This window comes from Microbacterium sp. AG790 (genome assembly GCF_003634765.1).
In the GTDB taxonomy this organism is placed as follows: Bacteria; Actinomycetota; Actinomycetes; order Actinomycetales; family Microbacteriaceae; genus Microbacterium.
In genome coordinates this window covers 41,997-63,619 of record NZ_RBWZ01000001.1, presented here as the reverse complement: position 1 = coordinate 63,619, position 21,623 = coordinate 41,997, and the positions used below count along the sequence as shown (strand labels likewise).

Sequence of the window (21,623 nt, the reverse complement as noted above, 5' to 3'; positions counted from 1 at the left end):
CCCAGACCCCCACCGCGAACCGCGGTGGGTTGAAGAGATAAGGAACCACCCATGACCGACCAGCAGACCGTGATCGCCGGCCAGAAGAACCTCGCCGCGGGCGCGAAGGACATGTTCCGCGCACTGGTGGCGTTCGACCAGACCGTGCTCGGCACAGACACCGCGCTGCCGAAGAAGTACAAGGAGCTGATGGCGGTCGCCGTCGCCCTCACCACGCAGTGCCCCGGATGCCTGAGCCAGCACACCGCGGCCGCGATCGCTGCGGGCGCGTCGCAGGCGGAGCTCGCCGAGACGGTTCACGTGGCCGCGGCGCTGCGCGCCGGTGCGGCGATGTACCACGGGATGGCGTACGTCATGCCGCACGCCGCCGGCGACCACTCCTGAGCCCGCTCCGCTCCGGCGGGTGTCGTCCCCCCACCAACCCGCCGGAGCGCAGCGCTCGCCCGCACCACCCGCTCTCCGGCGTCGTCGCCGGAAGCTCTCACACCGGAAAGGTGTCATGACGTCAGAACTGCTTACCCCCCGGGCGCGCCTCGCCGAGCTCGGCCTCGCTCTGCCCCCCGTCCCCGTCCCCGCCGCCGACTACGTCCCCGCGGTCCGTGCGGGCGGCTTCGTCTACACGTCGGGCCAGCTGCCCCTCCGCGACGGCACGATCGTCGCCACCGGCAGCGTCGGCGGGGAGGTCTCGACGGATGCCGCGGCCGCCCTCGCCCGGCTGTGCGCGCTGAACGCACTGGCGGCCATCGACGAGCTGGTCGGCCTGGACGCCGTCGTACGCATCGTCAAGCTCACCGGCTTCGTCGCCTCGGCACCCGGGTTCGTGGGCCAGTCGCTCGTGATCAACGGGGCGAGCGGGCTGGTGCGCGAGGTCTTCGGCGCGGCCGGCGCGCACGCGCGATCGGCGATCGGCGTGTTCGCGCTGCCGATGAACGCGCCGGTGGAGGTGGAGCTCGTCGCAGAGGTCGCCGCGGACCTCTGATGCGTGCTCCCCTCAGGAGCGCGGGCTACAGCTTCTCGATCGGGGCGATCTTGATGAGGAGCTTCTTCTGTCCGGCGCGGTCGAAGCGGACGTGGGCCACGCGCTTCGCACCCTCACCGGTCACCTGATCGACGCGGCCTTCCCCGAAGTCCTCGTGGCGGATGCGGTCACCGGGCGCCAGCTCCATCTCGCCGTTGTCGCGCACCTTCGCGGGGATGCGGTTGGCGAACTTCGCGAGGTCGCCCGCGGGCTTGTCCCGCCGGGGCAGCGGGACGAGATCGTCACCGTAGCGCGAGCCGCCCGATCCTCCGAACCCGCCCGGTCTGCGCCCGTTCACCGCGCGCGAGCCTCCCTGGCCACGGGAGTTGATGTCACCGGGTGACTGGCGCCAGTCGATGAGGTCGTGCGGGATCTCCTGGAGGAACCGGCTCGGCATCGCGACCGACACCTCGCCGAACTGGGCGCGCGTCATCGCCAGCGAGAGGTGCAAGCGCTTTCGGGCGCGCGTGAGCGCGACATAGAACAGACGCCGTTCCTCCTGCGGACCGCCCGGCTCCCCCGCGGAGATGCGGTGCGGGATGAGATCCTCCTCGACGCCCGTGACGAAAACGGCGTCGTACTCGAGGCCCTTGGCCGTGTGCATGGTCATGAGCGAGACGGTGCCGGATGCGTCGGCGAGGTCATCGGCATCCGAGACCAACGCGACCTCGGTGAGGAAGTCGAGGAGGGTGCCGTCAGGGTTGTTCCGGGCGAACTCGCGGGTGACGGCCACGAGCTCGTCGAGGTTCTCGACGCGCGCCTCGTCCTGTGGGTCCTTCGACATGCGGAGGGCATCCAGGTAGCCGCTCTTGTTGAGCAGAAGGGTGAGTCCCTCGGCGACCGCGGTCGAGGGCGGCGCCTCGCCCGAGGCGGGCAGCATGATGGCCGTCGCCTCGACGAGGACGGCGTCGAGCTGGGCGATCGCGGCCTGGATCTTGGGGCCGACGCCCAGCGCCGACGCGTTGGCGAGCGCGTCGCGGAAGGTGATGTCCTGATCGGCGGCGTAGCGGGCGATGGAGGTCTCGGTGACGTCGCCGATGCCGCGGCGGGGCTTGTTCAGGATGCGGCGGACGCTCAGCTCGTCGGCGGGGTTGGCGACGGCGATGAGGTAGGCCATCGCATCTTTGATCTCGGCACGGTCGTAGAACTTGGTGCCGCCCATGATCTTGTAGGGAACGGCGGCGCGGATGAAGATCTCTTCCAGCGCACGGGACTGCGAGTTGGTGCGGTAGAACACGGCCATCTCGCCGTAGGGCAGACCGGCGCGGTGCAGCGCCTCGACCTCGTCGGCGACGAACTGGGCCTCGTCGTGCTGCGAGTACCCGGTGAAACCGACGATCTTGTCTCCGGCGCCGACATCGGTCCAGAGCTTCTTGTCTTTGCGGTCGAAGTTGTTGCTGATGACGGCGTTGGCCGCGGTCAGGATGTTCTGCGTCGAGCGGTAGTTCTGCTCGAGCAGTACGACCTTGGCGCCCGGGTAGTCGCGCTCGAACTCGGTGATGTTGCGGATGTCGGCGCCGCGGAAGGCGTAGATCGACTGGTCGGAGTCGCCGACGACGGTCAGCGACGCCCCGTCGGTCTCGTCCAGCAGCGCGCCGACGTCTTCGATGGGCCGGGTGAGCTCGTGGATGAGCGCGTATTGGGCGTGGTTGGTGTCCTGGTACTCGTCGACGAGGATGTGTCGGAACCGGCGGCGGTAGGTGTCGGCGACGTGCGGGAACGCACGGAACAGATACACGGTCTGGGCGATGAGGTCGTCGAAGTCGAACGCGTTCGCGCGCTGCAGCGAACGCTGATAGTCGGCGAAGATCTCCGCGAACAGGCGTTCGGCGGGGTCGCTCATGTTGGCCGTGCGCGCGAACGACTCGGCATCCGCGAGCTCGTTCTTGAGCTTCGAGATGCGCCCCTGCACGGATGCCGGGGTCAACCCGAACGCGTCGGCCTCGTACTGCTTGACGAGTCGCTTGATGAGCGCGCGCGAGTCGCCGGAGTCGTAGATCGTGAAGCTCTTGGTGAAGCCGAACTGGTCGGCCTCGCGGCGGAGGATGCGCACGCACGCCGAGTGGAACGTGGAGATCCACATGCCCTGGGCGGTGTCGCCGATGAGCTGCTGCACGCGCTCGCGCATCTCGCCGGCGGCCTTGTTGGTGAAGGTGATGGCGAGGATCTGGCTCGGCCAGGCCTCACGTCCCCGCAGCAGCGACGCGATGCGGCGCGTGAGCACGCTCGTCTTTCCCGAGCCCGCGCCGGCCACGATGAGCAGCGCCTGTCCGCGATAGGTGACGGCTTCGCGCTGCTGCGGGTTGAGGCCCACCAGGAGATCCTCGTCGACCCGGCCTCCCGCACCGCGCGCGGCGTCCGTGGGCATGCCGACGATGACGGGTTTGATCGGGTCGCTCATAACCCGTCAAGTCTAGGTCGCGGCTCTGACACCGCCGACGGGATGCCGCGGCGACCTGCTCAGAGCAGGCGCCGCTGCGAGGCCCACACCGTCAGCTCGTGCCGTGACGACAGCTGGAGCTTTCGCAGCACCGCCGAGACGTGCGTCTCGACCGTCTTGATCGAGATGAACAGCGCGCTCGCGACTTCCTTGTACGCGTAGCCGCGGGCGATGAGGCGCATCACCTCCTGTTCGCGGGCCGACAGGCGATCGAGCTCGTCGTCGACGGCGGCGGTCTCACCGGCGACCGCGCCGAACGCGTCGAGGACGAACCCCGCCAGGCGCGGCGAGAACACGGCATCCCCCTCGGCGACGGCATGGGCGGCGCGGCTCACTTCCGCGCCCGACGAACCCTTCGTGATGTAGCCGCGGGCGCCCGCGCGGATCACGCGCACGACGTCCTCGGCCGCGTCCGACACGCTCAGCGCCAGGAACCGGGTCGGCACACCGGTGGCGGCGCGGATGACCTCTTCGCCGCCGGTGGCATCGTCGCCCTGCCCGCCCGGCAGATGCACGTCGAGCAGAACCACGTCCGGCCGCGTCTGGGCAATGACGACGATCGCGGTGGGCACATCAGCTGCCTCCCCGACGACCACGACGGTGTCGTCGAGGTCGCTGCGCAGACCCGAGCGGAAGATCGAATGGTCGTCGACGATGACCACGCGGATGCCGTCAGCCACGACCGTTCCCCTCGGCGCTCGCCGACCGCAGCTGCACGTCGCTGCCCTCCGGTCCCGACGTCACCGTCGCGGTGCCCCCGAGGCGCCGCATCCTCCCGATGATCGACTGCCGCACGCCGAGCCGGTCGTCGGCGACCTCGTCGAGGGCGAAACCCGGTCCTCGGTCGCGGACGAAGACGTCGACGCCGTCGGCTCGCCCTTCGATGTACACCGAGACGTCGCCGCCGGCATGGCGTGCCGCATTCAGCATGGCTTCTCGAGCGGCGGCCGCGATCTCGCCGCTGGCGCGCTCGCTCGAGACCCCGACGGCGACGACGTCGATACGCACCGGGTAGTCGAGCTCGAGCGCCGCGGCGTAGTCGCGGAGGTCCGTCGCCAGGTCGCTGTCGGCCGGCTGATCGCCGTCGTACAGCCAGGCCCGCAGCTCCCGTTCCTGTGCGCGGGCGAGCCGCGCGACATCGCTCGATGCGCCGCCCCGGTTCTGGATCAGGGCGAGGGTCTGCAGGACGGAATCGTGCAGGTGCGCGGCCATCGCGGCGCGCTGCTCCTCGCGGATGCGTCGGTCGCGCTCACCGGTCAGCTCGCGCCACTTCTCGACGAGGGTCGACGACAGTACCGCGGCGAGCGCGACCAGGGGCACCACGATCAGCAGAGCATCCGCCGCCGCGCCGTCGCGGAGGGCGAGGATTGTCAGCGCGCACACGGCGAGCAGGATGATCACGACAGCGGTTCGGACGATCACCGCGTGCCCCGGTCCGCGGAGGGGGTCGCGGCGGTCGATCAGCGTCGCCCATGACCCCGCGGCCGCCGCTGCCGCCGATGCGGCGACGACGGCGACGGCGAGGTCGGAGCTCGCCCGCGAGCCGATGACGGCGAGCGCGGTCAGCGGCAGCACGACGATCGCGGCGCCGCACGTGAGGATCCAGGCGATCGGCGCCGAGCTCGTGGTCGGCGCGTCTCCGGTGGCGCGGGGCGCGAAGGCCCAGCACCAGGCGTAGAAGAGGATGCCGGCACCTCCGCACAGCGCGAGGGTGACGAACAGCGCGCGCACGGCGCTCACCGGGGCACCGAGGTGCTGGGCGAGGCCCGCGGCGACGCCGGCGACGACGCCCTCGCGAGGACGCACGAGCGGGGGCCGGGCCGGCGGCACCGGACGCGCCGCGGGCGCGGTGCGCGCGGCATCCGGGGCGGCGGCGGGCGTCATACGGCCCATCAAACCACCCGCGGCCACGGCCGTCGTCACTCCGGCGGCGCAGATCAGGGCCGTCTCAGGGGTTCCCCCCATAGTCGGCGCCGCTGCCGCGCCGCGAAGATCGATGCATGACCACCCCACCCGTGGAACCGCCGCAGACCACGACGACGACGCCGCCCCCTCCCGCCGGAAGCCACGCCGCCGCCGACAGCCGGACTGCCGGCGACCGCTTCTTCTCGTGGACCGCGGGGCTGGGGCTGGCCCGCAGCGACGGGTGGATCGGCGGGGTCGCGGCGGGAATCGCAGCGCGCCTGCGGATCGACCCGCTGATCGTCCGCGGCATCCTGGTCGTGGTCGCTCTCTTCGGGTTCCCGGTGATCTTCCTCTACGCGCTCGCCTGGGCGCTCCTGCCCGACCTCGACGGTCGGATTCTGCTGCGCGACGCTCTGCGTCGTCGGTTCGAGCCGGCTCAGGTCGGGATCCTCGGGCTGCTGATCCTCGGGCTCATTCCGCTCGGACCGGGAGTCGTCTTCGTCGGCGGGATCCCGCGATGGATGCTGAGCCCCGGGCTCGGGGGATGGTCTGCCCTGTCCGCTCTCCTGGTGACCGTCGGCCTCGTCATCACCGGAGCTCTCCTGTTCATCATCGTGCGCGCCGCGCGCCACTCCGCGCGCTCCGCGTCTCCGGCACCGCCGCAGCAGAGGGCTTCCGCTGCGGACGCGTCGCCGGATGCGTCCGCCGCGGCGACCGGTTCGGGTCCGGTCGCCCCCGCGGACCCGCAGGGGACGGATGCCGCCGGCTTCGCGGCATCCGCCCCTGCCCTCTCCTCGGACGAGGACGCCTACGCCGCGTGGCGCGAGCAGCACGCCGCGTGGAAAGTGCAGGACGACGCCTGGCGCCGGCAGCAGCAGGATGCCGATCGCGCCGTCCGCGAGCAGGCTCGCCGCGAGCGGCAGGAGCGCGCCACCGCGTTCGCCGCCGAAGCCGCCGAGCGCCGTAGACTGCGGCGCCTGAGTTCTCCGCGCACGCCGCTGGCCTTCGTCGGCGTCGCCGTCGGAGTCGCCGTGATCGCGGGGACCGCCACCGCGATCGCACAGCGCGACGCCCTCGGCGCGGCGCGCGGACTGTTCGTCGCGGCCGTCGCGCTCGGCCTGTCGATGGTGGTGGCCGGTGTGCTGCGCCGTCGCAGCGGCTTCCTCGCGTTCGTCACCGTCGTGACGCTGCTCGGCGCGGGCGCGGCGACGGCGATACCGATCGCTCAGACGCTTCACATCGGGAGCTATTGGATCGCCGTGGGCGATGCGTCGCAGCCGGACACCTCCGCATCAGACCCCTTCGTCCAGACGTGGGGCGACCTCGTCATCGTCGCTCCAGACAACGGTGTGGACGGTTCGGTCTACGTGGAGAAGACGTCGGGCAACACGCAGATCATGGCGGAGCCGCTTGACGGATCCGTCCGAATGGACATCGAGATCACCACGCGAGACGCCGCGGTCGATCGGGTCCGCCTCACGGATGCCGACGGCACGTCGTACGCGCGCCTCTCCGACGACCCCGACGTCACGAGCACCCGTCTCGCTGACGGGCGGATCCGCCTGACGACGACGGTGGGCGGCGCGAACGCCCGCACTCACCACCGCATCGTCATCGAGCAGGACAGCGGCTTCATCTCTGTCATGCAGTCATCACCCGCAACGACGACAGGAGGCTCCCGATGAGCGATTCCGCAACAGGCTCTGACGTGTTCCCGGCATCCGCTGCCGACGCTCTCGCGCCCGACGCGCCCGAGGCCCGGCCGGGCCCGCGCATCCGTTGGGCGGGGATCGTCTGGGGGCTCGTCTTCGCCGCAGCCGCCGCGGTCGGCGCCGCACTGACGTGGACGCCTCGCGCGCTCGACGACCTCGCGACGATCGTCCCTCAGCTGACCGGAACGACGCTGGCGGCCGCCACGCTCATGACGCTCGGCGCAGTCGCGTTGATCTGCGGACTGGTAGGGCTGCTGCGTCACGCGCAGAGCGCGGCGGCTCGGCGTCGCGCGTAGCCCTGCGCAGCCGGGAGAATGGACCCATGCGCACGATCCTCAACATCGTCTGGATCATCTTCGCCGGGTTCTGGCTGTTCGTCGGCTACGTGGTCGCAGGTGTCGTGCTGTGCATCCCGATCATCACGATTCCGTGGGCGATCGCCTCGTTCCGCACCGCCGGCTACGTCATCTGGCCGTTCGGGCGCACGATCGTGCCGAAGCCGACGGCGGGCGTGGGCTCGTTCCTCGGCAACGTCGTCTGGGTGATCCTCGCCGGCTGGTGGCTCGCGCTCGGCCACCTCGTCAGCGGCATCGCGCTGTGCATCACGATCATCGGCATCCCGATGGCGATCGCCGACTTCAAGATGATCCCGATCTCTCTCATGCCGCTCGGCAAAGACATCGTCTCCACGCGCCAGGGCGCGTTCGATCGGACGCTGTGACCCCGACGCTGGCCCGTGTCACGCGCGGACACATATCGCAACCACAGGTCACACACCTGTCCCCCGCGGTCGCTGCGGGTTAGCGTGGGGGCGTCCCCTCACCGGGGCATCGCGGCGATCCGGGCGGACCCGGGCACCGGCTCATAACCGGATGCGTTGCGGGTTCGACTCCCGCCGTCGCGTCTCATTCCGGCCCCCACTCGCGAGCAATGAGATGTAGACTTATCTAAGTCGATAAGTGGAGGGTGGCCGTCGTGACGATCGTGGATTCCCTCCGCCGCGCACGGCGCCGGGAGCGACTCAGCCTTCGCACCGTGGCCGACAGGTCCGGGATCGGGCTCACCAATCTTTCGGCCATCGAGAATGCACGCCGCGACCCCACGACGGCGACGGCCCAGCGAATCGCGGATGCGCTCGGACTCACGTTCGTCCCCGTTTTCGTGCGCGGACGCACCTCTGCGGCGGCCACGAGTGATGCGGTCGCACGGGCCGAAGCGGCCGGCGATGATCGGCTTTCGTACCGTGAGTTCATCCAGTTGGCGGACGATCTGGCCAGCGTCGACGGCGTAACCAGAGTGCTTCTCGCGGTGGAGGAACCGGTGCGCACCGAGACGAGGTGGGATGACGCCATCGCCGCACTCGTCGAGTTTCGACTCTCCGAAGCGGGCGCACCCGTCCCTCAGTGGGTCATCGATCGTCAGGGGTCGGCGGACGAACCGTGGGAGCCGCGTCGCGCGGCACTCCCGTTGCCCTTTCCGGTAGACATCAGCGCCGTCGCCGAGCCGTTCTTGCGACGTGGCGTGCTGATCGAGAAGAACGAGCTGCAGAGCGCATGAGCGCGAAGGGTCTCAACCGCGTAGACCTGATCGAAGGCCTCCGCGACATCATCCGCGTCCTCGAGAACGCTGACCAACCCGCCACGATCCAACTCGTCGGCGGGGTCGCCATCGCGCTCACGGTAGATGCCGACCGACCGGCGACCCGCGATATCGATGCGATCGTGACCCCGCCCGAGCAGTTCAGGGCGATCGCCGCCAAGGTGGGCGCAGCGCGCGGGTGGCCGGATGGGTGGCTTGACGAGGGGGCCGCCATCTTCCTTCCCCATCAGTTCGGGCGCGGTCCCGAGTGGGTTACGCTCCACGACGAGAACGGCGTCGTTCTTCAGGCGGGCGACCCCCGCATGCTGCTCGCCATGAAGCTGGTCGCGCTCGCGGCACGGCCGCGGCGTGATGCCGACGATGTCGCCGTCCTCCTCTCCGCTACCGGTGTCGCGAGTGCCGATGCGGCGGAAGAGATCGTGGAACAGTACTTCCCCGGAGATGGCTTACCCCCGAATGTGTACGCCATCGTGGAGGCGCTGCTGGAGCAGGGGCCTCGCCACCCCCGAGCTCCCGACCTCCCCGACTTCCGTTGATGTCGGCTGCCGCCGCCGCTACCCGAGCCCGCCGAGCCACTCGAGCCAGCCGAGTCCCCGTTCTCCCCGCGCATTCGCAGGCACGGGGCCTACCCTCGCTTCATCCGGCACACCGCATCCGTCGGCGCGAGGAGGCCCCCATGCGCAGAACCCCGATCCTGACTGCGATCGCCCTGGCGGCGCTCGCGCTCACCTCGTGCAGCTCCGGCAGCACCGATCCCGCACCCGAAATGTCGGGCGTCTCCCCATCCACCCGCCCGCCGCTGCAGACGACGACGCCTGGCCCCATCGGCCCGAGCGGACCGGCGATCGCCGTACCCCAGAGCCGGTGGGACGCCCTCGTCGCCGACCTCACGAAGCGGGGCGTGACGGGCACCCCGCAGCTCGTATCCTCCGAGGCGGTGACGTTCAACGACGGCTCGCTCGGGTGCCCGTCGCCAGGCCAGAGCTACACGCAGGCGCAGATCGACGGCATGCGCGTCGTCGTCTCGGTCGACGGCAAGACCTACGACTACCGGTTCGGTCAGGGCGCCGAACCGAAGCTCTGCGGCGCCTGACCCGCGCCGCCCGCGCGACAGCGCAAACACAGGAGGAGGGGGTGGATGCCGCGGCATCCACCCCCTCCTCCGTCTCGCCGGGGCTACTTCTTCAGCGGCAGCAGCAGCGCCTCATCGGCGCCGGACGCGTTGTCCATCACGACCACCATCGAGCCGAGCGGCTTCTGCGCCTCGATCTGCTTCGCGTTGAAGCCGACCTCGACGCTCGCCGAACCGCGCTGCGGCACCGTGACGAACTGACCGTTGGTGATCGCCGGCGCGGTCGGGTCATACGTCGCCCACCCGTCCACCGCGTCCGACGCGTCGTTGGACGCGAAGGTCTGGGCCGTGTACGAGAACGCCCCGGTGATGCCCAGATCGCTCGCCCGCACCGGCATCAGCAGTGTGCTGCTGTCGGTCGGCGCCTGCGTGAGGAAGCCCGCCGCGGCCGTCTCCTTCGTCTTGGCGTTGACGATGAACACCTCGGACAGGCCGTTGGTGTCGCCGTTGCGGACCCCGCCCGAGTCGGCTGACAGGACGATCCAGTCGGGGGTGCCGTCGCGATCGCTGTCGATCACAATGTCGTACTCGTTCGCGGCCGCGTTCGACCAGCGGTGGTGCATGTTCATCGCGAACACCATCAGCGTGTCGTCGCCGTCGGGGAAGGACTGCACCCCGACCGCACGGATGTCGTACCCGGTGTCGGCCAACGTCTTGCTGGCGTCCTGCGGGTCGGACAGACCCCACGTGTACACGTCGGCACCGGCCGGCAGGGCGCCGGCGAGGTTGCGCAGCGTCAGCTTCTTGGTGCCGTCGGCGACCTTCTGCTTGCCGCTGAACCACGGGCCGTTCATCGTCGCGCGCACCGTGCTGTCGGCGCGCGGCACGAGCAGGTAGGGCACGCGCAGCGTGGAGTCGGACGACGTGAGCACGATGTCACCGGAGATCTCGGAGAACGCGAACTGGTCGTCGGCGCCCACCGAGCTCGGCACGTCCTTCGCCGCGGCGGCGACGATGAGCAGCACCTTCGCCGAGCCACCCGCCGGCACGGTGATGGAACGGTTCGAGAGCAGGATGCGCGCCTTCTTCGACTGCGCCGACGGGGTCGTCGACACGTCGTAGCGCACCGCGGTCGGCCCGTCGTTGCGCACCGTCACGGTCTTCACGCCACCGAAGCCGAGCGCCGACTCCTGGAAGCCGAAGCTGAGCGCCGACTCGCGCGCCCAGCCGCTCTCGGTGCGGAACGCGTCGCCCGTCGCGGTCACCGTCGTCGCCACCGCCTGCGCAGCGTCGACGAGACCCACGCCGCCGAGCGTCAGGCTCTGGCCGGCGACCTTGTCGGGGTCGGCAGTGGACACCACGGATGCCGCGATCTGCGGAGCCGTCCACGATGGGTGCGCCTCGGCGGACAGCGCCGCCACACCCGCCACGTGCGGAGCGGCCATCGAGGTGCCCGACAGGATCGCCGCACCGTTGCCCGAGCCCACCGCGGCCGACGAGATCGACACGCCGGGGGCGGCGACGTCCGGGCTGATGGCACTGTCTCCCGAGCGCGGACCCGACGAGCTGAACGACGCGTAGCCGCGGAAGCCCGGGTTGGCGATCTGCGTGGGAACGAGGCTCGCCGTGGCGCCGGCGGCGAACGCGGGGCCGCTCGAGGAGCGCACGCCGAGGAACGGGATCGTCAGGTTGAACGGCTCACCGGTGTCGGCGTTGGCCGTCACGACGCCTTCGAACGGGGGCAGGTCATCGGTGTTGTTCACCATGACCACCGCCGCCGCTCCCGCCTGCTGGCCGTAGATGGCCTTGGCGACGCGGGCGCACGACCCGCGGTCGACGACCGCGATCTGGTTGCCGCCGGGCACGACTCCCGCGGCAGTGAACGCCGCCGGCGAGCATCCGAGCGCGTTGTCGCCGGTGAGGCGCACGACCGTCAGATCGCCGATCCCGTCGAGGGAGGCGCCGTTCGCGTTGATCGCCTCGACGGGGGTGCCGCCGACCGTGATCGTCGCGCCCGGGAACCCCTCGGCGCTGTCGACGGCCGACACGGAGATCACACCGTCGCCGGTTCCCGGCGAGCCGGTGAGGTACGGGTTGTGGCCCGCGTTGCCGGACGAGGCGACCACGACGACGCCGGCACCGACCGCGTTGGCGGCGGCCACGGCATCCGGGTCGTCAGCGCGTCCGAACGACGAGCCGAGCGACATGTTCACGACGTCCATGCCGTGATCGACGGCCCAGTCCAGGGCGGGCACGACCACATCGGTCGAACCTTCGCACCCGAAGACCCGCACGGCGTACAGGTCGACCTGCGGGGCGACGCCCGGGCCGACGCGGAACGGGTTCGACGGCGTCGTCGAGTCGTACGGACCGCGGTAGGTGGTGCCGTCGGCGAGCACACCCGAACCGCCCGCGGTGCCGGCGACGTGCGAGCCGTGGCCGTTGCAGTCGAGCGGGTTGTCGTCGGGGTGCGGGACCGGCTGGTAGGAGGCGCTGTTCGGGTCGGCGTTGTAGTCGTCGCCGACGAGATCGATGCCGCCCTTGACGCGCGGAGCGTCGGGGCCGTACATCGTCGGGTCGGCGGGCTGGGCGGAACTCGCCTTCGCGGCATCGAACGCCGCCACGGTGCCCGGTCCGCCGAAGGTGGCGTGGGTGTAGTCGATGCCGGTGTCGATGATGGCGACCTTGACGTTCTGCCCCGTGTAACCGGTGCTCTCCCACACCTGGGGGACGCCGAGGAAGGGAACCGAGACGGCGTTGTCGACGGTGTACTTGCGCACGGGATGGATGGCGACGACGTTCGGCAGCGCGGCGATCGTGTCGAGCTCGGCAGCCGGCACCTTCGCCTGCACACCGTTGTAGGCCGACTGCATCTCGGCCTGCACCGAGCCGCCCTTGTCCTCGATCGCCGAGGTCACCGGCTCCTGCGCATCCTTGAGACGGCTCTTCACGTCTCCCCGCTCGCCCTCACTGAGCTCGCGGCCCTGCTCGGCTTCGACGACGGCGACGGGGTCGCCCGTCATCTCGACCACGACGCTCACGAGTCCGTCGGCGTCGATGGCCGCCGACGTGAACGCCGTCGAGATCTTTCCGGCGGATGCCGCGGCGAGGAACCGTGACGACGGGTCGAGGTCGTCGGGATTCGCGGCGAACGCGGCCGTGGAGGGAAGCAGCAGTGCTATCGCACCTGCCGTGGCGAGGATGCGTCGTTGCCGTGGTGGTTGCAAGGGAAGACCGCCTTTCGTGCAGGGGGGTGTGCCACATCGGGGTAGGACATGGCTGTATGGAGGCTATGCATCCCCTGCACGAGGCGAAAGGCGGATGAGAGGATCCTCATCCGAGTTCATCCGAAGGTCTATGCGATGCGTGTTCCCGGGGGCAGCGAACGCGCCGGCGTGCGGGTGCGGGCCCACGCACCCCACAGCAGCAGGCCCGCCAGCAGCACCTGGACGGCGAGGCCCACGAACCAGCTCGGGACGGTCTCGTCGATGATCTCGCGCGGGGTGGGCTGCGTCGAGTCGAGGTGCACTCCCGGCGCGCAGTCGTCCCACCGTTGTTCGAGCGACGGAGGCAGCTGCGCCGAACGAACCGACAGCTTCAGCGAGCCGAAGAGATCGTCGGGGTAGCCGTACTCGCTGAACCGGGTGGGCGTGGCGTCGCCGAGGATCACGAAGGGGTTGGCCGACAGCAGCCACCATACGTAGTCGAAGCGCGGCACCCGGTAGGTGCCGGTCTGCCACTCGCCGCAGACGAACTTCTCCGGCGCATCGCCGCAGAAGCGGGCACCGTCCTGGCACAGCGGCGCCCCATCGGGACCGGATTCGTAGGAGCGGGTGATCGAGGTGCCTTCGCTGGAGACCGCGGCGCCGATCAGCCCGAAACCCAGCGGCGTTCCGACGGTGAGCGCCGCGACGACGAGGTAGGTCGTGGCGACCGAGAACAGCGGACGCGCGAGCAGGCCCGACAGCGCCACGCCGATCGCGGCGACGACACCGGTCTCGACCACGAGCACGACGAGCGAGATGACCACGGTGAGCGGATCGACGCCGCCCGCGAAGGTGGCGATCACCAGGAACGGCGCCGCCACGGCGGCGAAGGCCAGTCCGGTGATCCAGCCGGCGACGAACTTGCCGAGGAGGATCTCGCCCGTCGTCACGAGCGTCACCTGCACGGGTGCGAGTGTCGCGGCATCCCGGTCGCCGTTGATGCTGTTGCCACTGAGGGTGGGTGAGACCAGCAGCACGAGCAGCAGCGTGACGCAGACGACGACGGAGTAGATGCCGGGGCCGCTCTGCCCCCAGCCGCCGTAGGCCAGGTAGGCCAGAGCGGTGACACCGACGAGCAGCAGCGCGAACACGCCGAGCAGCACGTACCACGACACGGTGCGCACCCGCTGGAGCAGCTCGAGGCGGGCGATCGTCCACAGACGCGCGGCGTTCATGAGCGTTCTCCCCCGAGGTCGAGGAACGTGTGTTCCAGAAGTCCCGTCGCCGCCGCGAACTCCGCCACCGGCAGGCCGGCCCGGATGAGGGCGGCGAGAGCGGATGCCGCGTCGTCATCGCTCGCGAACGAGACCAGCAGGTCGCGCCGATCGATCGGGACGAGGGCGGCGTCCAGGCCCAGTGTCTGGGCGACCGGCAGCACCGCCGCCGTCGCATCACGGTCGGCGAGGCGGATGCGCCACGTCCGCAGGCGTGTCGCCGCCGCCGCGACCCGCTCACTGCTCACCGTGGCGCCGTCGACGAGGAACACCGCCTCATCGACGACTTCCTCGAGCTCGGAGAGGATGTGGCTGGAGATGAGGATGGTGCGCCCCTGTGCGGCGAGGCGGCGCACCAGCACGCGCAGGTCGATGCGCGCCTGCGGATCCAGGCCCGAGGCCGGCTCATCCAGCAGCAGCACGCGGGGATCGTGCACGAGGGCGCGCGCGAGGCCGAGGCGCTGCTTCTGCCCCCGCGACAGCACGCGCGCCGGCGCGTCCGACAGCATCCCGAGCCCCACCTCGTCGAGCAGCCGTGCGGCGCCCGCCCGGGCGGCCTCGGCATCCAAGCCGTAGAGGCGGCCGGTCATGACGAGCGTCTCGCGGGCGGTGAGGGTCGGCCATGCGCCGAGGGCGTCGGGCATCCAGCCGAGCAGCGCGCGGGCGGCGGCGGGCTCGGCGAGGGGGTCGACGCCGCCGATGCGGATGGTGCCCGCGTCGGGGGCGAGGAGCGAGGCCAGCATGAGCATGAGCGTGGTCTTGCCCGAGCCGTTCGGGCCGACGAGGCCGGTGACGGCGCCCGCCCGCGCCTCCAATGAGACATCGCGCACGGCATGCACGTGTCCGAACGAGCGGCGCACTCCGGTGACGACGATGCCGGGGAGGGTCATGCCCTCACCCTATGCGAGAGCTGTGCCGGGGCTGCGAAGCGCACGGTGAACACTCAGCGGCCGTGGTGAGGGCCGGTCAGCGGAAGAACGCCACCCCGAGATCGGCGTGATCGACGAAGACGCCGTCGAGGCCGGCATCCCGGATCACGCCCCACTCGGCGGCGTAGTCGCCGAACGCGGCATCGTCATCTCCGCGGCGAAACGCGGGCGCCACGAACGCGTTCTCGGGACGACACGTCCACGTGAACACCGCGAGCCCCTCCGCGTGGGCGTCGGCGACCAGTTCGGCCCCCCGCGCCGACGGACTCAGGAGCATCGCTTTGTCGACGCTGATGCCGTCCACCTCGTCCGCCAGCCGCGCCAGCCCGTCGGCGCTGACCTGCGCGCGATACGGGGTCGCCGCCGCGCCGTGGGCCGCGACGAGATCGAACGGCGCGCCGTCGGCCTCGACGAGGTAGACGTACGTTGCGGGGATGCCGCGCGCACGCAGTTCGCGCAACACGGCGAGCTCGAACGATTCGACGAACAGCGAGCGCGCTCCCTCCGCCCACCCCGCGGCGCGCAGCTCCGCGGCGATCAGGTCGGCCACGGCGAAGCCGAGGGCGCCGAACGAGGTGGCGTGCTTGATCTCCAGGACGACGCCGATGTCGCGCCCCTGCTGACGTGAGGCCGCCGCGACGAGATCGAGCAGGTCGCGCAGGCGCAGCGGCGGCTCCGTGTCGTCGAAGGCCGCGCTGCCGGGACGCAGGTGCGGCAGCCGTTCGCGACAGCGCAGCGTCGACAGCTCCGCCCAGGTGAAGTCCTCCGTGAACCAGCCCGTCTGCGGCACACCGTCGACCGGCTTCGTCGTGCGGCGGTCCGCGAACTCGGGGCGGTCTGCGACGTCGGTCGTCCCCGAGATCTCGTTCTCATGCCGGACGACGGCCACCGCGTCCTTCGTGAAGACGACATCCGGTTCGACGGCATCCACTCCCATCGCCAGCGCCAGCTCGTAGGAGGAGCGGGTGTGCTCGGGGCGGTATCCGGGGGCACCACGGTGACCGATCACCAACGGGCGGGCACGAGGCATGGCCCCAGGCTACCGATCGAGGCTCGTCTGAGCGGCTTCACAGCAGCGACACAGCCGGCGCCCGACGATGCGGCCCGACCGTCCGATAGCCTGTTATCCACAGCACCTCGCTGTGCACCCGACCGGTGCACCCTAGGGAGTGGAAAGAGACCATGGCCTCCGGCAACTTCGCCTTCAACAACCCCGCCTTCCAAGAGCAGCGCCCCGGCCTCACGCCGCCCGCCGCGCCGCAGCCCGGCGCCTCGACCGCCTACGCCGCGACGTCGCACCAGGTGACGGATGCCGCGGTGAACGCCCAGCTCGAGGGCGCTTTCGCCGCCCCCGCCGCCGCGTCGCACCAGACCGGCCGCATGACCGTCGAGGACACCGTCGCCAAGACGGTGGGCCTGTTCGCGATCCTCCTCGTCACGGCCGTCATCGGCTGGGTGTGGACGCTGGGCGGCGCCTTCTCGCCCACCGACGTCGCACGTTCCTCGCAGATCACGATCGTGCCGTGGATCATCGGCATGCTCGGCGGCTTCGTGCTGGCGATGGTCGTCTCGTTCACGTCGCGCAAGAAGATCCGCCCCGCGCTGATCTTCGGCTACGCGGCCTTCGAGGGCCTGTTCGTCGGCGGCATCTCCGCCTACTTCGAGTTCATCTGGCCCGGCATCGTCATGCAGGCGACCCTCGCCACGCTGTCGGTCGTGGGCGTCACGCTGGCGCTGTTCGCGAGCGGCAAGGTGCGCGCGAGCGCCCGCGCCACGAAGATCTTCATGGTCGCGATGATCGGCTACCTGGTCTTCGGCCTGCTGAACGTCGTGCTCATGATGTTCGGCGCAGCCGGCACCGGCGGCGCGTTCGGCCTCTACAGCAACGTCAAGATCGCCGGCATCCCGCTCGGCCTGATCATCGGCGTGCTGGTGGTCATCATGGCCGCCTACTCGCTGGTGCTCGACTTCGATCAGATCCAGCAGGGCGTGCGCAACGGCGCTCCCCGCGAGTTCGGCTGGCTCGGCGGCTTCGGCATCATGGTCACGGTCGTCTGGCTCTACGTCGAGATCCTCCGCATGATCGCGATCCTCCGCGGCAACAACTAGCGCGCGACGCATCCGCGCACGAAGGCCCGTCCGGCTCCCGCCGGGCGGGCCTTTCGCATGCCTCGGCATCCCCACGGGCCCGGCTTCCCGACCCCGCCCCCGGCCGTTGCGTACTCAGTCTGCGCGCGGCGGCATCCCGGTGTCGGCCGCGCCACCACCCGGGAGCGGTGTCGCAGAAACTCCGCCGAGACTGAATACGGAACATCGCGCCCCGGCGTCATGGGCCGGCGACGCCCCCCGCAACGACGGATGCCGGGACCCGGGGCAACCCCCGCGATCCCGGCATCCGGTCAGATCACTCCCACTCGATGGTCCCCGGGGGCTTCGACGTGACGTCGAGCACGACCCGGTTGACCTCGCGGACCTCGTTGGTGATGCGGTTGCTGATCTTGGACAGCACGTCGTAGGGCAGGCGCGTCCAGTCGGCGGTCATGGCGTCTTCGCTGGAGACGGGGCGCAGCACGATCGGGTGCCCGTAGGTGCGGCCGTCGCCCTGCACGCCCACCGAGCGCACGTCGGCCAGGAGCACGACCGGGCACTGCCAGATCTCGCCGTCCAGGCCCGCCTTGGTCAGCTCCTCACGGGCGATGGCGTCGGCGTCACGCAGGATCTCGAGACGGTCAGCGGTGACCTCGCCCACGATGCGGATGCCGAGGCCGGGCCCCGGAAAGGGCTGACGTCCCACGATCGCTTCGGGAAGCCCGAGCTCGCGGCCGATGGCACGCACCTCGTCCTTGAAGAGGGTACGCAACGGCTCGACGAGCTCGAACTGCAGGTCCTCCGGCAGGCCGCCGACGTTGTGGTGGCTCTTGATGTTCGCGGTGCCGGCTCCGCCGCCGGACTCGACCACGTCGGGGTAGAGGGTGCCCTGCACGAGGAAGCGGATGGGCTCGCCCTCAGCCGCCGCTTCGGCGACCAGGTCTGCCTGCACCTTCTCGAAGGCGCGGATGAACTCGCGGCCGATGATCTTGCGCTTCTGCTCGGGGTCGCTGACACCGGCCAGCGCGTTCAGGAACGTCTCGCGCGCATCGACGGTGATCAGTCGCACGCCCGTGGAGGCGACGTAGTCGTTCTCGACCTGCTCACGCTCACCCTTGCGCAGCAGGCCGTGATCGACGAACACGGCGACGAGCTGGTCGCCGACGGCCTTGTGCACGAGCGCCGTCGACACGGCCGAGTCGACCCCGCCCGACAGCGCGGACAGCACGCGGCCGGAGCCGACCTGCGCGCGGATGCGATCGATCTGCTCGGCGATGACGTTGCCGCTGTTCCAGTCGGCGGCAAGCCCCGCCGCCTTGTGGAGGAAGTTGGTCAGGACGTCCTGGCCGTAGTCGGAGTGCTTGACCTCGGGGTGCCACTGCACACCGTAGAAGCACTTCTCGGCGTTGCCGAACGCCGCCACCGGTGTCGCTGCCGTCGAGGCGAGCACCTCGAAGCCGGCCGGCGCCGTGGCAACCTGGTCGCCGTGGCTCATCCAGACGTTCTGCTCGGCCGGCTGACCGCCGAGGAGCACGCCGCCGTCGTTCACGATGACGGCATCCGTCGCTCCGTACTCGCGCAGGCCCGTGTTGGCGACCTCGCCGCCGAGCTGCTGAGCCATCACCTGGAAGCCGTAGCAGATGCCGAGCGTCGGCACGCCGAGCTGCAGCACGTCGGGGTCGAGGGAAGGCGCCCCGGGCTCGTAGACCGACGACGGACCGCCGGAGAGGATGATCGCGACGGGGTTCTTGGCCTCGACCTCGGCCGCGGTGACGGTGTGCGGCACGAGCTCGCTGTACACACCCGCCTCGCGCACCCGACGCGCGATGAGCTGCGCGTACTGGGCTCCGAAGTCGACGACGAGGACGGGACGCTGAGCGGTCTCGGTCTGGGTGGTCACCGGCTGCCTTCCGTGGCGGGGATCGGGGCGGAGGACTCGTCGGCTTCGCGCTGGGCGAGGTAGGCCCGCACCTCGCGCGCGACGCGCGCCTCCATGAAGAACGACAGCAGCGGCACGATGCCGCCGAGCGCGAGCACGATGAAGCGCACGAAGCCCCAGCGCATGAGGCTCCAGACGCGGAAGCACGCGAAGAGATAGACGACGTAGAACCAGCCGTGCGCGATGAGGATGCCGGTGGAGAGGTTGATCGCTCCGCCGGTGAGGTCAGCGCCCCCGTCGAGGGCGACGGGATGGAGCCACAGCGCTCCCCCGGAGCCGCCCGCGAACAGCTCGTAGCCGAACGCGTACTTGACGATCATCTCGGCGCACAGCGACAGGAGCATCACACCCGTGATCACCGAGGCGATCTGGTAGAACCTGAGCGCCCCGCGGATCGCCGGAAAACTGGCGAGTTTGGGCTGAGGCATGCCGTCAAGTCTAGTCGGCGTGGGCGGCCGCTCCGGCGGCCTGCGCCTCCTCCAGCGCCTCGACCTCCTTCTCCCACGCGTCGCGTGCGAGCCGGTACCACATGTAGAACGCGAAGCCCGCGAAGATGGCCCATTCGACGGCGTAGAAGATGTTCAGCCAGTTGACGCTGGAGCCCTCCGCCGGCGCGGGAGAGTCGATCGCGACGAGCCCGCCGACGAGGGGTTCGCCGGCGTCGGCGACGAGGTAGGAACGGTACACCGAAAGCTCGTCGGTGTCGTGCCACCAGCTCAGCAGCGCGGCCGGCGACATCCGCGTCATCTCGGTGGCCGCGGCCCCGCGCGGGGGCGCGACGGGCCCCTCGTCGGCGATGAGCCGCCCCGTGAGGGTGAGCGCGCCGCCCGGGTCGGCGTTGAGGGTGGATGCCGCGGCATCCGCGACCGCACGGTCGGCGCTCCAGCCGACCGCGACCGCCAGGGAGGTGGGGGTCGCCGCGTCGGTGCGGAACTGCCCGGTGACCCAGTACCCCTGCTGGGCGTCGTTGTACCGCGACGAGACCACGAGGAAGTCGTCGGCGACGAACGAGCCCGACACCTCCACCCGCTGGCCGACGAGCGGCTCGGGCAGGTAGGCGCCGGGAGCGGTCACGTCGGCGATCGGGCGCACCTGTTCGGTGGCGCCGGGCGCCTGCGGCGAGGTGTCGATGGCGCGGCCCAGCTGCCACTGGCCGAGCCAGGCGAACACCGCCGCGACGACGAGGGCGAACACGAGCATGCCGAGCCACCAGGGGCGCAGCATGACTTCGCGCAGCGTGGGCGGGAACGGCTCCGCGGTCATCGACCTGCCATGTAGGGCGCGACGACGACCTCGACGCGCTGGAACTCCTTGAGGTCGGAGTAGCCGGTCGTGGCCATCGACTTCTTCAGCGCGCCGATGAGGTTCGCGGTGCCGTCGGCGACGGGAGCGGGGCCGTAGAGGATCTCCTCCAGCGGGGCGACCTGTCCGACCTCGACGCGCTTGCCGCGCGGGAGCTTCGGGTGGTGCGCCTCGGGACCCCAGTGGTAGCCCCGGCCGGGCGCGTCGGTCGCGCGCGCGAGCGCGACGCCGAGCATGACGGCATCCGCGCCCATCGCCAGCGCCTTGACGATGTCGCCCGACGTGCCGACACCGCCGTCGGCGATGACGTGCACGTAGCGGCCGCCCGACTCGTCGAGGTAGTCGCGGCGCGCGCCGGCGACATCGGCGACGGCCGTCGCCATCGGCGCGTGGATGCCGAGGGTCGCGCGGGTGGTCGAGGCCGCTCCCCCGCCGAAGCCGACGAGCACACCGGCCGCTCCGGTGCGCATGAGGTGCAGTGCCGCGGTGTAGGTGGACGCGCCGCCGACGATGACGGGCACGTCAAGGTCGTAGATGAACTTCTTGAGATTCAGGGGCGCATCGACGCTGGAGACGTGCTCGGCCGACACCGTGGTCCCGCGGATGACGAAGAGGTCGACACCGGCGGCGACGACGGTCTCGTACAGCTCCTGCGTGCGCTGCGGGGTGAGCGATCCGGCGACCGTCACGCCCGCCTCGCGGATCTCGGCGAGGCGGTCGCGCACCAGCTCGGGCTTGATCGGCTCGGTGTACAGCTCCTGCATGCGGCGCGTCGCCTCGGATGCCGGCAGCGACGCGATCTCGGCGAGCAGCGGCTCGGGGTCGTCGTAGCGGGTCCACACGCCCTCGAGGTCGAGCACGCCCAGCCCGCCGAGCTGGCCGAGCATGATGGCGGTGCGCGGACTCATGACGGAGTCCATCGGCGCGCCCAGCACCGGGATCTCGAAGCCGAAGGCATCGATCGACCAGGCGGTCGACACGTCTTCGGGGTTGCGGGTGCGCCGCGAAGGCACGACCGCGATGTCGTCGAACGCGTAGGCACGGCGGGCGCGCTTGGCGCGGCCGAGCTCGATCTCCATGGTCACCCCCTCAGCCTACTCGCGGTGTCCGCCCTCCCCCCGCGACGCCCACACGGCAGG

20 protein-coding genes and 1 tRNA gene are annotated in these 21,623 nt (G+C 70.7%); 10 read left to right on the top strand and 11 right to left on the bottom strand.

Going from position 1 to position 21,623, the window contains the following annotated elements:
• Positions 1-51: 51 nt before the first annotated feature.
• Together DEU37_RS00310 and DEU37_RS00305 are read left to right on the top strand one after the other, a co-directional pair.
• On the top strand, positions 52-384 hold the full coding sequence (locus DEU37_RS00310; protein ID WP_220699807.1) for a carboxymuconolactone decarboxylase family protein: 333 nt from the start codon (positions 52-54) through the stop codon (positions 382-384).
• A 115-nt stretch (positions 385-499) separates the two neighbouring features.
• Complete coding sequence (locus DEU37_RS00305) at positions 500-979, top strand: RidA family protein (RefSeq protein ID WP_121188740.1); 480 nt, start codon at positions 500-502, stop codon at positions 977-979.
• Positions 980-1,004: 25 nt separating this feature from the next.
• Here DEU37_RS00305 and DEU37_RS00300 read toward each other — a convergent pair whose 3' ends face one another.
• The 3 genes from DEU37_RS00300 to DEU37_RS00290 are packed head-to-tail and all read right to left on the bottom strand — an operon-like array spanning position 1,005 to position 5,351.
• On the bottom strand, positions 1,005-3,419 hold the full coding sequence (locus tag DEU37_RS00300) for an ATP-dependent helicase (protein ID WP_121188739.1): 2,415 nt from the start codon (positions 3,417-3,419) through the stop codon (positions 1,005-1,007).
• A 59-nt stretch (positions 3,420-3,478) separates the two neighbouring features.
• A complete protein-coding gene (locus DEU37_RS00295; RefSeq protein WP_121188738.1) occupies positions 3,479-4,138 on the bottom strand; it encodes a response regulator transcription factor in 660 nt (219 codons plus the stop codon).
• The gene (locus tag DEU37_RS00290) at positions 4,131-5,351 is read right to left on the bottom strand and encodes an ATP-binding protein (protein ID WP_259457078.1); all 1,221 of its coding nucleotides are present in this window, start codon (positions 5,349-5,351) and stop codon (positions 4,131-4,133) included. Before DEU37_RS00290 ends, DEU37_RS00295 begins: the two co-directional genes overlap by 8 nt.
• 107 nt (positions 5,352-5,458) lie before the next feature.
• On the opposite strand from DEU37_RS00290, the gene DEU37_RS00285 reads away from it, so the two are divergent.
• The 7 genes from DEU37_RS00285 (at position 5,459) to DEU37_RS00260 (ending at position 9,767) form a co-directional block, all read left to right on the top strand.
• A complete protein-coding gene (locus DEU37_RS00285) occupies positions 5,459-7,048 on the top strand; it encodes a PspC domain-containing protein (protein WP_121188736.1) in 1,590 nt (529 codons plus the stop codon).
• Positions 7,045-7,371 carry a hypothetical protein gene (locus tag DEU37_RS00280; protein WP_147424836.1) on the top strand — a complete coding sequence of 109 codons (327 nt, stop codon included), beginning with the start codon at positions 7,045-7,047 and terminating at the stop codon, positions 7,369-7,371. The genes DEU37_RS00285 and DEU37_RS00280 overlap by 4 nt, the downstream gene beginning before the upstream one ends.
• Positions 7,372-7,397: 26 nt before the next feature.
• Positions 7,398-7,796, top strand: a complete 399-nt coding sequence (locus DEU37_RS00275; RefSeq protein ID WP_016463491.1) for a YccF domain-containing protein — start codon at positions 7,398-7,400, stop codon at positions 7,794-7,796.
• Positions 7,797-7,906: 110 nt separating this feature from the next.
• Positions 7,907-7,979: transfer RNA gene (locus DEU37_RS14780), tRNA-Met, on the top strand.
• A 71-nt stretch (positions 7,980-8,050) separates the two neighbouring features.
• Complete coding sequence (locus DEU37_RS00270; protein ID WP_183043543.1) at positions 8,051-8,632, top strand: helix-turn-helix transcriptional regulator; 582 nt, start codon at positions 8,051-8,053, stop codon at positions 8,630-8,632.
• Complete coding sequence (locus DEU37_RS00265) at positions 8,629-9,210, top strand: hypothetical protein (RefSeq protein WP_121188733.1); 582 nt, start codon at positions 8,629-8,631, stop codon at positions 9,208-9,210. The genes DEU37_RS00270 and DEU37_RS00265 overlap by 4 nt, the downstream gene beginning before the upstream one ends.
• A 140-nt stretch (positions 9,211-9,350) precedes the next feature.
• Positions 9,351-9,767: a hypothetical protein gene (locus DEU37_RS00260; protein ID WP_121188732.1), complete on the top strand. Its 417-nt coding sequence runs from the start codon at positions 9,351-9,353 to the stop codon at positions 9,765-9,767.
• Between the two features lie 83 nt (positions 9,768-9,850).
• On the opposite strand, the gene DEU37_RS00255 is transcribed toward DEU37_RS00260, so the two are convergent.
• The 4 genes from DEU37_RS00255 to DEU37_RS00240 all read right to left on the bottom strand — a co-directional run bounded on the left by DEU37_RS00255 (position 9,851) and on the right by DEU37_RS00240 (position 16,185).
• Complete coding sequence (locus DEU37_RS00255; RefSeq protein ID WP_121188731.1) at positions 9,851-12,973, bottom strand: S8 family serine peptidase; 3,123 nt, start codon at positions 12,971-12,973, stop codon at positions 9,851-9,853.
• Between the two features lie 128 nt (positions 12,974-13,101).
• The gene (locus DEU37_RS00250; RefSeq protein ID WP_121188730.1) at positions 13,102-14,187 is read right to left on the bottom strand and encodes an ABC transporter permease; all 1,086 of its coding nucleotides are present in this window, start codon (positions 14,185-14,187) and stop codon (positions 13,102-13,104) included.
• Complete coding sequence (locus tag DEU37_RS00245) at positions 14,184-15,116, bottom strand: ABC transporter ATP-binding protein (protein ID WP_121188729.1); 933 nt, start codon at positions 15,114-15,116, stop codon at positions 14,184-14,186. Before DEU37_RS00245 ends, DEU37_RS00250 begins: the two co-directional genes overlap by 4 nt.
• Positions 15,117-15,192: 76 nt before the next feature.
• Positions 15,193-16,185, bottom strand: a complete 993-nt coding sequence (locus DEU37_RS00240) for a glycerophosphodiester phosphodiesterase family protein (RefSeq protein ID WP_121188728.1) — start codon at positions 16,183-16,185, stop codon at positions 15,193-15,195.
• A 152-nt stretch (positions 16,186-16,337) separates the two neighbouring features.
• On the opposite strand from DEU37_RS00240, the gene DEU37_RS00235 reads away from it, so the two are divergent.
• Positions 16,338-17,264: a Bax inhibitor-1/YccA family protein gene (locus DEU37_RS00235; RefSeq protein WP_121188727.1), complete on the top strand. Its 927-nt coding sequence runs from the start codon at positions 16,338-16,340 to the stop codon at positions 17,262-17,264.
• A 295-nt stretch (positions 17,265-17,559) separates the two neighbouring features.
• On the opposite strand, the gene guaA is transcribed toward DEU37_RS00235, so the two are convergent.
• Genes guaA through DEU37_RS00215 form a run of 4 tightly spaced genes read right to left on the bottom strand, consistent with a single transcriptional unit; the run spans position 17,560 to position 21,563 of the window.
• Positions 17,560-19,143: a glutamine-hydrolyzing GMP synthase gene (gene guaA / locus DEU37_RS00230; RefSeq protein WP_121188726.1), complete on the bottom strand. Its 1,584-nt coding sequence runs from the start codon at positions 19,141-19,143 to the stop codon at positions 17,560-17,562.
• A complete protein-coding gene (locus DEU37_RS00225) occupies positions 19,140-19,610 on the bottom strand; it encodes a DUF3817 domain-containing protein (protein WP_005050375.1) in 471 nt (156 codons plus the stop codon). Before DEU37_RS00225 ends, guaA begins: the two co-directional genes overlap by 4 nt.
• A gap of 10 nt (positions 19,611-19,620) precedes the next feature.
• Entirely contained in the window at positions 19,621-20,445 is an 825-nt protein-coding gene (locus DEU37_RS00220) for an SURF1 family protein (protein ID WP_121188725.1), read from the bottom strand.
• Positions 20,442-21,563, bottom strand: a complete 1,122-nt coding sequence (locus tag DEU37_RS00215) for a GuaB3 family IMP dehydrogenase-related protein (protein ID WP_121188724.1) — start codon at positions 21,561-21,563, stop codon at positions 20,442-20,444. Before DEU37_RS00215 ends, DEU37_RS00220 begins: the two co-directional genes overlap by 4 nt.
• Positions 21,564-21,623 lie beyond the last annotated feature (60 nt).